General features: G+C 74.9%; 12 protein-coding genes and 1 pseudogene. 12 read left to right on the forward strand and 1 reads right to left on the reverse strand.

Annotated elements, in window-relative coordinates:
* A partial coding sequence (locus KBX39_RS13430; protein ID WP_312247095.1) for a prepilin peptidase occupies positions 1 to 680 on the reverse strand: 680 nt, incomplete at its 3' end.
* 591 nt (positions 681 to 1,271) lie between these two features.
* Between KBX39_RS13430 and KBX39_RS13435 the strand changes: the two genes are divergently transcribed.
* From KBX39_RS13435 to KBX39_RS13490, 12 genes and pseudogenes are all read left to right on the forward strand, one after another.
* Entirely contained in the window at positions 1,272 to 1,838 is a 567-nt protein-coding gene (locus KBX39_RS13435; protein WP_043327504.1) for a hypothetical protein, read from the forward strand.
* On the forward strand, positions 1,832 to 2,785 hold the full coding sequence (locus KBX39_RS13440; RefSeq protein WP_043327505.1) for a hypothetical protein: 954 nt from the start codon (positions 1,832 to 1,834) through the stop codon (positions 2,783 to 2,785). Before KBX39_RS13435 ends, KBX39_RS13440 begins: the two co-directional genes overlap by 7 nt.
* Complete coding sequence (locus KBX39_RS13445) at positions 2,782 to 3,447, forward strand: SAF domain-containing protein (RefSeq protein ID WP_043327506.1); 666 nt, start codon at positions 2,782 to 2,784, stop codon at positions 3,445 to 3,447. The genes KBX39_RS13440 and KBX39_RS13445 overlap by 4 nt, the downstream gene beginning before the upstream one ends.
* Entirely contained in the window at positions 3,447 to 4,280 is an 834-nt protein-coding gene (locus KBX39_RS13450; protein WP_210870803.1) for a ParA family protein, read from the forward strand. The genes KBX39_RS13445 and KBX39_RS13450 overlap by 1 nt, the downstream gene beginning before the upstream one ends.
* Positions 4,270 to 5,808: a CpaF family protein gene (locus tag KBX39_RS13455; protein WP_030500636.1), complete on the forward strand. Its 1,539-nt coding sequence runs from the start codon at positions 4,270 to 4,272 to the stop codon at positions 5,806 to 5,808. Before KBX39_RS13450 ends, KBX39_RS13455 begins: the two co-directional genes overlap by 11 nt.
* Positions 5,805 to 6,704 (forward strand): type II secretion system F family protein, encoded by a 900-nt coding sequence (locus KBX39_RS13460; RefSeq protein ID WP_210870805.1) that lies wholly within the window; start codon positions 5,805 to 5,807, stop codon positions 6,702 to 6,704. The genes KBX39_RS13455 and KBX39_RS13460 overlap by 4 nt, the downstream gene beginning before the upstream one ends.
* A 55-nt stretch (positions 6,705 to 6,759) precedes the next feature.
* The gene (locus KBX39_RS13465; RefSeq protein WP_312247096.1) at positions 6,760 to 7,560 is read left to right on the forward strand and encodes a secretion system protein; all 801 of its coding nucleotides are present in this window, start codon (positions 6,760 to 6,762) and stop codon (positions 7,558 to 7,560) included.
* 23 nt (positions 7,561 to 7,583) lie between these two features.
* Positions 7,584 to 7,793 (forward strand): hypothetical protein, encoded by a 210-nt coding sequence (locus KBX39_RS13470; protein WP_013283462.1) that lies wholly within the window; start codon positions 7,584 to 7,586, stop codon positions 7,791 to 7,793.
* On the forward strand, positions 7,793 to 8,275 hold the full coding sequence (locus KBX39_RS13475; protein ID WP_104113534.1) for a TadE family protein: 483 nt from the start codon (positions 7,793 to 7,795) through the stop codon (positions 8,273 to 8,275). The genes KBX39_RS13470 and KBX39_RS13475 overlap by 1 nt, the downstream gene beginning before the upstream one ends.
* The gene (locus tag KBX39_RS13480; RefSeq protein WP_043327510.1) at positions 8,272 to 8,745 is read left to right on the forward strand and encodes a TadE/TadG family type IV pilus assembly protein; all 474 of its coding nucleotides are present in this window, start codon (positions 8,272 to 8,274) and stop codon (positions 8,743 to 8,745) included. The genes KBX39_RS13475 and KBX39_RS13480 overlap by 4 nt, the downstream gene beginning before the upstream one ends.
* Positions 8,742 to 9,173, forward strand: a complete 432-nt coding sequence (locus KBX39_RS13485) for a hypothetical protein (protein WP_064448358.1) — start codon at positions 8,742 to 8,744, stop codon at positions 9,171 to 9,173. The genes KBX39_RS13480 and KBX39_RS13485 overlap by 4 nt, the downstream gene beginning before the upstream one ends.
* A 15-nt stretch (positions 9,174 to 9,188) precedes the next feature.
* Positions 9,189 to 9,413, forward strand: a pseudogene (locus tag KBX39_RS13490) (peptidoglycan-binding protein); the annotation flags it as partial.

Consider the following 9,413-nt stretch of genomic DNA (forward strand, 5'->3'; position numbering starts at 1 on the left):
TGCCCGGACCAGCGGACCCGCCGGGCGGCGAGCAGCGCCACTCCGGTCGCCCCGGCGAGGAGGAGCGCGAGCACCAGCCCGGCCACCAGCACCGGCCAGCCGTACCAGCCGAGCAGCGCGCCCGCGCCGAGCGCCAGCTTGGCGTCGCCGAGGCCGAAACCGCGCCGCCCGAGCAGCAGCGTGGTCGCGGCGAAGCCGCCGCCGAGCGCCAGAGCGGCGGCTGTGGCGCGGATCCACGGGTCCGCGCCCGTGCCGGTCAGCGCGGCCACCCCGAGCAGCGCCCACGCGCCGGCCGCGGCCGGCCAGGTGAGCCGGTCGGGCAGCCGGTGCACCATCGCGTCCACGATCGTCATCGGCACCGCCCAGAGCAGCCACCAGGCGAGCGCCAGGCGCGCGGCGGGCACGCCGCCGGCAAGCACCGGCACGGCGACCGCCACGAGCAGCGCCACCTCGGCCACGGCCGGGGCCGCGCCGACCCGGGCCCGGCAGGCCGGGCACCGGGCCGCGGGGCCGAGCGCCGGCAGTGGCCGGTCCAGCCCGATCGGGGCGGCGCAGCCGTCGCACGCCGTCCGGTCCGGACAATCCGGGGGTACGGCGTAACGCGCCACCGCCAGCCGGAGCAGCGGTACGACCGCGAGGGCGGCCAGCAGCCGGACGACCGGACGGCTGACCTCGGCCACCGGTCCGGTACGCCGTACCCGTTCAGTGGTCACGCCGGCTCCCCCGTCCGGTCGCCGTATGTTCCATGGTGGAGCACGCAGAGTGATTTCTCGTTCGCGCTGATGTGACGGGGGAGCCCGCAGCGGCGTGCGGCGCGACGCGCGACCGGCCGGGACCGACCGCGGTGTGAGCCCTATCGAACCGGCGGGACGGATCGGACGAGCGGCCCGCTCCCCACCCATACCGGCGGCTCGTCGCCACCGCCACGGCGGGTACGGGTGAGCACACGCCCGCCGGCCCGGAGCCCACCGGAAGCCCGCTCGTCATCGTGACGACACACACCGGCCACCACCTCCCGTCTTCACTCACCGTGTTCACGTGAATTGCCTCTGTTGCATCGGCGGACGTGAGCTTATGCTCGCCCCTTGGGTACGACGCAACCCCCGATCAATTGGCGTCGGAGGAGTCAGGGCACAGAATCCGCAGCTATCAGTACAGGTCAATACGAGTGGCGGCGACGGGGGCCCGGAGCGACAGTTCCGGGTGCGCTTCCGCATGCCCGGAGCGGGTCGGCGTGATCGCCCCGGGCCGGCACCGAGGAGGGATCGGCGTTGCGCACACGGCAATCCCGCCGATGGGAAATCTACCTGCTCAGCCTCGCGCTGGCGGTCGGCGCGGCCGGCTGCGGCACCGAGCCGGAGGCGGCCAACCGACCGCTCACCGGCCGCGCCGCCGCCCCCGCCACCCATTCCGCCGAGGCGGAGAAGGAAGCCGAAAAGGCGGCGCTTGCCGCGTATTCCGGCTATCTCGACGCGTCCCGGGCGGCGAGCGCCCGAAGCGATCCGTCCCATCCCGCTCTGGCCCGTTTTCTGGCTGATCCGCTGCTGACCCGGGTGCGAATGGCAATTCTCGACGCGAAGGAGCACGGCGCGATGCGTACCGGGAAACTGGTCTCCGACCCCACAGTGGTCTCGGTCGACCTGACCGCCCGCCCACCCACCGTCGAGATCCAGGACTGCCTGGACGCGAGCGGCTACCGGCTCGTCTACGCCAAGGACCGCAAGGCCGTGCCGGGCACCCGCGGCGGGCGCTACCTCGCCACCGCCACAGCGGCCCGCTTCCCGGACGGCCGGTGGCTGATCAACGGCGGCGCCGCACATCAGGACCAGCCGTGCTGACCTGGGGAGGAAGGGGTGTCCCGGCCCGCCCGCCCCGGGCCGGGACGCTCCGCCGGGTGCTGCTCGCCGCCGGCCTCGCCGCGCTGCTGACGCTCACCGGCGCGCCCGCGCGTGCCGCCGACCCCGGTGGCTCGTGCCCGCCGGAACAGACCGACTGCGACGTGTGGGACGACGACCCCGGCACCCCGGGCGGCCCGGGCGGGCCGGGCGGCGGGGACAACGGCGGCGGCGGCAACGGCGGCGGCGCGCCGAAGTGCCAGTGGAACGGCCGCGTCATCCCCTGCTACAACGAGACGCTCGGCTGGTTCAACAACGCCGACGGCTGCTACTACAAGCTCGCCGAGCCGCAGGACGAGGCACCCCCCGGCAAGCAGTGGTACCAGCTCACCTGCAACGGCGGCGACACCAGCCCGGGCAGCATGCGCCAGGAACTCCTGGACGCCCCGCCGCCCGGCTACGGCGCCCCGCCGGACCCGGAGGAGCTGGCCCGGCGCGCGCTGGCCTCGATCTCGCTGCTCCCGCCCCGGGCCTCGGTCGCGCCCCGGCGCAGTCAGGGACCCGGCCTGGTCGGGCTGCCGGTCTGGATGTGGGCCAGCCCGGGCGAGGCGTACTTCGGGCCGCTGAGCGCCTCCGCCTCCGACCGCGGGCTGACCGTGAGGATCACGGCGAAGGTGGACCGGATCGTCTGGCACATGTCCGACGACATCGACGTCACCTGCCACGGACCGGGCACACCGTACCGGGCCGACGGGCCGCGGGCCGGCTTGACCTCGCCCGACTGCGGTCTCGACGCCGGCTATCCGAAGGCCGACACCTACCAGGTCAGCGCCACCACGTTCTGGACCGTCGAGTGGTCCGGCGGCGGGGAGAGCGGCGTGATCGCCCAGAGCCGGTCCAGCGGCGTCATCCCGGTACAGATCAACGAGCTTCAGGTGGTGACCCGATGAGTGTGGTGGCAGCCCGCAACGGAACCCCGATGGAGGCGCCGGTCGCGCCGCCGAAGGTGGTCCGGCAGCGACGTGTCCGGCCCGGCCTGCTCGGCCTGGCGATCCTGCTGATCGCCCTCGGCGGGCTCGGCGCGGCGTTCGCGGTCACCTCGGTGCGCTCCACCGGCACGTACCTGGCCGTGGCCCGGCCGGTCGACGTGGGCCGGCAACTCACAGCCGACGACCTGGTGCCGGTGCGCGTCTCCGGCGGGCGGGAACTCCAGCCGGTGCCGGCCGACCGGATGGACGAGGTGCTGGGACTGCGGGCGGCCGTCCGGCTCACCCCGGGCACGCTGCTCACCGAGGCGCAGCTCACCGAGGCCCCGCTGCTCGGCGCCGGCCAGCAGCAGATCGCTCTCGGGCTGGAACCCGAGCAGGTGCCGGCCCGCAAGCTGAACCCCGGCGACAAGGTGCTGCTGGTCAGCACGCCGAGCAACGCCACGAACGGCTCCGACGCGTCCCGTGCCGGTGGAACCCGGTTCGAGGGCACCGTGATCGACACCGCCACGCCGCAGAACGGCGACGTGGTGGTCTACCTGGCGCTGACCGTGCGGGACGTGCCGGCGGTCGTGGCGCTCGCCGCCGCCGACCGGATCGCGCTCGTGCTCACCGAGGCGGCCTGATGGCGATCATCGCCCTGGTCTCGGCGAAGGGATCGCCGGGCGTCACCACCGCGGCGCTCGCCGCCGCGCTGAGCTGGCACCGGCGGCTCGTGCTGGCCGAGTGCGACCCGGCGGGCGGCTCGATCCTCGCCGGCTACCTCGGCGGGGCCCTGGACGGCCCGCGCGGCATCGGTGAGCTGGCGGTGGGCGAGCTGCGCGACGGCAGCCTGGAGCACACGTTCTGGTCCCAGCTGGTCGACCTGGACGCGCCCCGGCGCGAGCGGCTGCTGCTGCCCGGCGTGGTGGACCCGGCCCAGGCCGGCAGCGTGAGCCCGCTGTGGCAGCGCTTCGCCGACTACTTCACCGGGCTGGAGCGCGGCGAACCGCCGTACGACGTGCTCGTCGACTGTGGCCGGCTCGCCGTCGGCGGTCCACCGTGGCCGCTGCTGCGGGCCGCCACCGTGGTGCTGCTGGTCACCCGGGCGACCCTGCCCGACCTCTCCGCCACCCGGGCCACCGCCCGGGCGATCGAACGGGACCTCACCGAGCACCGCGTACCGCCGGGCACGCTGCGGCTGCTCGTGGTCGGGGACGGGCACGGCACCAGCGAGATCAGCAAGGCGCTGCGGCTGCCGGTGATCGCCCGCCTGCCGCACGACCCGCGTACCGCCGAGGTGCTCGCACACGGCGGCACCGTACGCGCGAACCGGCCGCTGATGCGCGCGGCCGGCGCCCTGGAGGTGCCGGTCCGGGCGCTGCTGGACCGGCGGCGGGCCCGGCTCGCCTGGCCGGGCGCGACCACACCGCGCGCGGTGACCGCCCCGAGCGTGCCGGGGGTGTCCGGTGCGGTTTGAGCCGGTCTCCCACGACCCGCGCGGGCAGCAGCCCGGTGTCGTCTCCACGGTTCCGCCGCTGGCGCCGCCGAACGGGCGGCACCACGTGCCCGGCCCGCTCCCCGCCGCGCCCCCGCCACCGCCGCGCCCCCGGATCGACTTCGCCGTGGTCCGCGAGCTGCGCCGGGAACTGAGCGAACGGCTCACCCACTGGCAGCGCGGCCGCGAGTTCGACGCCGACGCCGAGGAGGTCGAGCGCGCCCGGCTGGCGGTCACCGTGGTCTCCGCCTACGCCGACTCGGTACGCCGGTCCGGCACGCCGATGGCGGCGGACGAGGAACGGCTGCTGCTCGACCAGGTGACAGCCGAACTCGTCGGGCTGGGCCGGCTCCAGACGCTGCTCGTCGACGACAGCATCGAGGAGGTGCACATCCTCGGCTGCGACCAGGTACGCATCACCCGGCACGGCGGCGGCGTCGACTGGGCCGAGCCGATCGCCGAGACCGACGACGAGCTGGTGGAGATCCTCCAGGCGGCGGCCCGCCGGGCGGGTGCCACCGAACGGTCGCTGTCCACCTCGAAGCCCACGCTCGACCTGCAACTGCCCGACGGCAGCCGCCTGGCCGCCGTGTTCCTGGTCAGCCACCGCCCGTACGCGGTGATCCGCAAGCACAACACGCTCGCGGTGAGCCTGGAGGACATCGCGGGCGGCCGGCCCGACCTGGACGAGATGATCGACCCGCTGCTGCGCGACTTCCTGCGCGCGTCCATGCGCGCCGGGCTGAACATCATGGTCGCCGGGCTCGCCGGGGCCGGGAAGACCACTGTCATCCGGGCGCTGATGGACGAGATCCCGGCCGACGAGCCGTACGTGCTGCTGGAGGAGAGCCGGGAACTGCTGCCGGCCCGGCGTGGGCACAAGCACCGTGCGGTGATGAGCTTCGAGTCCCGGGAGGGGCACGGCGAGCGCGGCGCGGACGGACGGCCGGCGGGTGAGGTCAGCATCGCCGACCTGATCCCGGTGTCGCTGCGGATGGGCGTGCTGCGGATCATCGTCGGCGAGGTGCGGTCCCGGGAGATCGTGCCGATGCTCCAGGCGATGACGACGAGCCGGGGCTCGATGTGCACCATCCACGCGCGTACCCCCTCGGGGGTGAGCGAACGCATCATCGAGCTGGCGCTGTCGCACGGCCGGGAGATGACAGTCGACCAGGCCCGCCGGATGGCCGGCAACGCGCTCGACCTGATCGTCTACGTGACTGTCGAGGACGAGACCGCGATCGGCGGGCGCAAGCACCGGTTCGTCTCGCACGTCGAGGAGGTCATCGGCGTCGGCGAAGGCAACCGGATCACCACCACGACCGTCTTCGGCCCCGGGCCGGACGGCCGCGCGGTCCCCCGCCACCTGCCCGAACGCATCCGCGAGCAGTTGCTGCGCGTCGGCTACGACGCCCGGCTGCTCACCCGGTTCGTCGAGGCCGGCGTGGGCGCGTGGCGGCGGCCCCGGCACACCCGCCTCGGGGCACGGCCGAACGGAGGCCCGGCGTGACGCAGATCGAACTGATCGCCCTGGTCTCCGGCGCGGCCTGCGTGGCCGGGCTGGTGCTGGCGGTGGTCGCGCTCGTCGGCACCCGCCGCCCACCGGGCCCGGCCCCGGGCGCCGGGCCCGGCCTGAGCCGGCTCTGGACCGGTTCCGGCGCGAGCCGCGCCGACCACCGCCGCTACCAGCTCCTGCTCGGCGCCGCGGTGGTCGCCGGGGCGGCGGCGTTCCTGCTCACCGGGCTGCCGGTGGTCGGCCTGCTGGTGGCGCTCGCGGTGCCGGGCGTGCCGTGGCTGTTCGCGGTGGGCCGGGCCGAGCAGCGGGCCATCGCCCGGGTCGAAGCCGTAGGCGAGTGGACCCGCCGGCTCAAGGACATCTCGGCCACCGGCCAGGGGCTCCAGCAGGCGATCATCGGCACCATCGCCACCGCGCCGGAGGAGATCCAGGAGGAGGTACGCACGCTCGCCGCCCGCCTGCAGGCCGGCTGGCTGGCCCGCTCCGCGCTGCTCGCCTTCGCCGACGAGATCGCCGACCCGGTCGCCGACCAGGTGGTGGCCGCGCTGATCCTGCACCTCACCGACCGGGGTGAGCGCCTCGGCGACGTGCTCGGCTCGATCGCCACCGCCGCCTCGGCCGAGGTGGCGACGCGGCGCGAGGTCGAGGCCAAACGCACCCAGCCGCGGTTCGCGGTCCGCTTCCTCACCGGCATGACGCTGGCGACCCTGGCGTACGGGCTGGTGAACAGCGACTACATCCGTCCCTACGGGACGCTCACCGGTCAGCTCGTGATGGCGGTGCTCGGCGCGGCGTTCGTCGGCCTGCTGGTCTGGGTGCGGTCGATGAGCCAGCCGCCCCGGCCCGCGCGCTTCCTCCCGGCGCCCGATCCGGAGGAGGCGATCGCGTGAGCGCGAGGAGTGAGCTTGCGAGCCCCGCAGTCGCGAACGAAAGGCGGCCACGGTGATCCTCAACTGGCAGATGGCGATCGCGGTACTCGGCGGGTGCGCGGTCGGGCTCGGGCTGTTCCTTGTGGTACGCGAGGCGCTGCCGGCCACCCCGGCGCTCGGCCCGGCGCTGCGCCGGCTGCACCAGCCGCCCGGGCAGGCCCCGGCCGCCGGCGCCGGACCGGACTGGCTCGGCGGGTTCGCCCGCTGGCTGCGCCCGCCGCACCGGCAGCTCGCCCTGCTCGACCGCACCCCCGAGCAGTACGCGCTGTCGGTGCTGCTCTCCGCGCTCGTCGGGTTCGCCACCCCGGCGGTCGCCTCGGCGGTGCTCTTCGTCGGCGGGGTGGCGCTGCCGCTGGCCGTGCCGGTGGTGGCCAGCCTGGGTCTGGCGCTCGGCGCCGGACTGCTCGCGCACCGCTCGGTCCTCGCCAACGCCGACGCCGCCCGGGACGAGTTCCGGCAGGCGGTCTGCACCTACCTCGACCTGGTGGCGCTGCAGCTGTCCGCCGCGCACGGCCCGGTGGCGCTGCGGCTCGCCCAGCTCCAGATGCACTCGCCCTGGGACGAGTTGCAGGAGCTGGCCGACCGGATCGGCATCCCGGAGCTGGGCGACGTGGGCGCGATCATGCGCTCCTCCGGCAGCGAGGGCGCCCAGGTGCACGAGACGTTGCGGTCCCGTGCCGACTCGCTGCGCGACCAGATCCGTACCGACAACCTGGCCCGGGCCGAGGGGGTCACCAGCAAGTTGGACATCCCCGGCTCGCTGCTGGTGTTCGTCCTGCTCGGCTTCGCCGTCTATCCGTTCCTCGCCCGTCTGTGAACCCCATCGAGAAGGAGACGACCATGCACCTCTACGCCTACCTGTACGTGGCGGTGAGCACCCGCCTCGCCGAGCTGCGCCGGGACTCCGAGCGCGGCGACAGCCCGGTGCCGACCGCGGTGATCATCTTCGGCCTGGTCGCGGTGGCCATGGCGGTCACCGGGCTGGCCCTGGCCAAGGCGAACAACTGGATGAACGCCATCCCGAACAACACGGCGCCGCAGGCCCCGTGATGCCCCGCCCCGCCCGTACGGTCCGGAGTCGGCCGGCGCCCGCCGGCCGGCCCGCCGGTCCGCCCGGTCCGGGGCGGATCGCCGCTGCTCTGCGCGCCCGTCTGGCCGAGGGCGAGCGGGGCGCCAATCCGGTCGAGCTGGCCGTGGTGATGCCGGTGATCCTGGTGATGCTGTTCGGCTCGATCCAGGTCGCCGTCTGGTTCGTGGCCCGGTCCACGGCGCTCAACGCCGCGCAGACCGGTGTGAACGCCCAGCGCACGATCGACGCCGGGCCGGACGCCGGCCGGGAGCGGGCGATCAGCTTCCTGCAGCAGTCCGGGGACTGGCTGGTCGACTGGGAGCAGACCGGCCCGACGTGCGTCGAGAGCGCCACCGCCGTCACCTGCACGGTGCAGGGGCGCTCCCTGTCGGTCATCCCGGGTGTCTCGTTCGCGGTCACGCAGACCGCGCACGGCCCGGCCGAACGCTGGACCACCGGATGAGCGCCGGGCCGCGGCGGGACCGGGGTTCCGTCTCGATCGAGGTGGCGGTGCTCGCGCCCGCCTTCATCGGGCTGATGGTGCTGGCCGGGGTCGCCGGGCGGACCGCGATCGCGGACGAGGCGGTGGAGTCGGCCGCGCACGACGCCGCCCGGGCCGCCTCGCTCGCCCGCAACGCCGACGACGGCGCGGAGGCCGCCGAGGAGGCGGCCCGGAACCAGCTCGGCTGGGCGGGGCTGAACTGCTCCGGTCCACCCCAGCTCGACCTCGCGGGCTCGGTGGCCGGTACGACGACGAGCTTCGCCGCCGCGTACGCGAGCGCCGCAGGCGTGCCGGCGACCGTGACGGTCACTGTGACCTGCACCGTCTCCTTCGACGACCTGAGCGCGCCCGGCCTGCCCGGCGTGCCGGGCGGCAAGACCGTCTCGGCGAGGTTCACCTCGCCGCTGGACACCTACCGGAGTCGCGGATGACCGGGCGGCGCGCGGCGGAGAGCGGCCGGGTGAGTCTCTTCCTGGCCGTGGCGATGACCGGCGTACTGGCGATCATCAGCCTCGCCTACGACGGCGCCGGCCAGCTGCGCACGCTCCAACGCGCGGACAACCTGGCCGCCGAGGCGGCCCGCGCCGGCGGCCAGATGATCGACCGCGCGCGGGCCATCGAGGGCGGCCCGAAGCAGATCGACCAGGTCGCCGCCCGCGCCGCGGTCGCCGCCTACCTCGACGCGGCGGGCGGCGTCCAGGACCACGAGGTCGACTTCCCCGTGGTCGGCGCCGAGACCCAGATCCGGGTGAGCGTGCAGATCACCTACAGCCGGGACCTGCTGAGTCTGTTCGGCGTGCAGAACACCGCCACCGTCACCGGTGAGGCCACCGCTCGGGCGCTCACCGGCCCACCGTAGGAAGGGAAGGCCGCCATGGGCGCACCCCGACGCTCCCCCGTCCGCCGCGCCGGCCAGGTTCTCACCGGCCTCGGCGCCCTCGTCGTGCTCGTCGGCGTGCTGGCCGGCGGGCCGGTCGCGCTGCTGGCGTTCGCCGGCAACCCGCTGCCGGATCACCTGCCCACGTTCGCCGAGATCGGTACGACGTTGACCAGCCGCGACGACGGTCAACTGTTCCTGCGCGCGCTGGCGGTGGTGGGC

Origin of the sequence: Micromonospora sp. D75 (genome assembly GCF_018070405.1) — a bacterium.
Taxonomy (GTDB): Bacteria; Actinomycetota; Actinomycetes; order Mycobacteriales; family Micromonosporaceae; genus Micromonospora; species Micromonospora chalcea.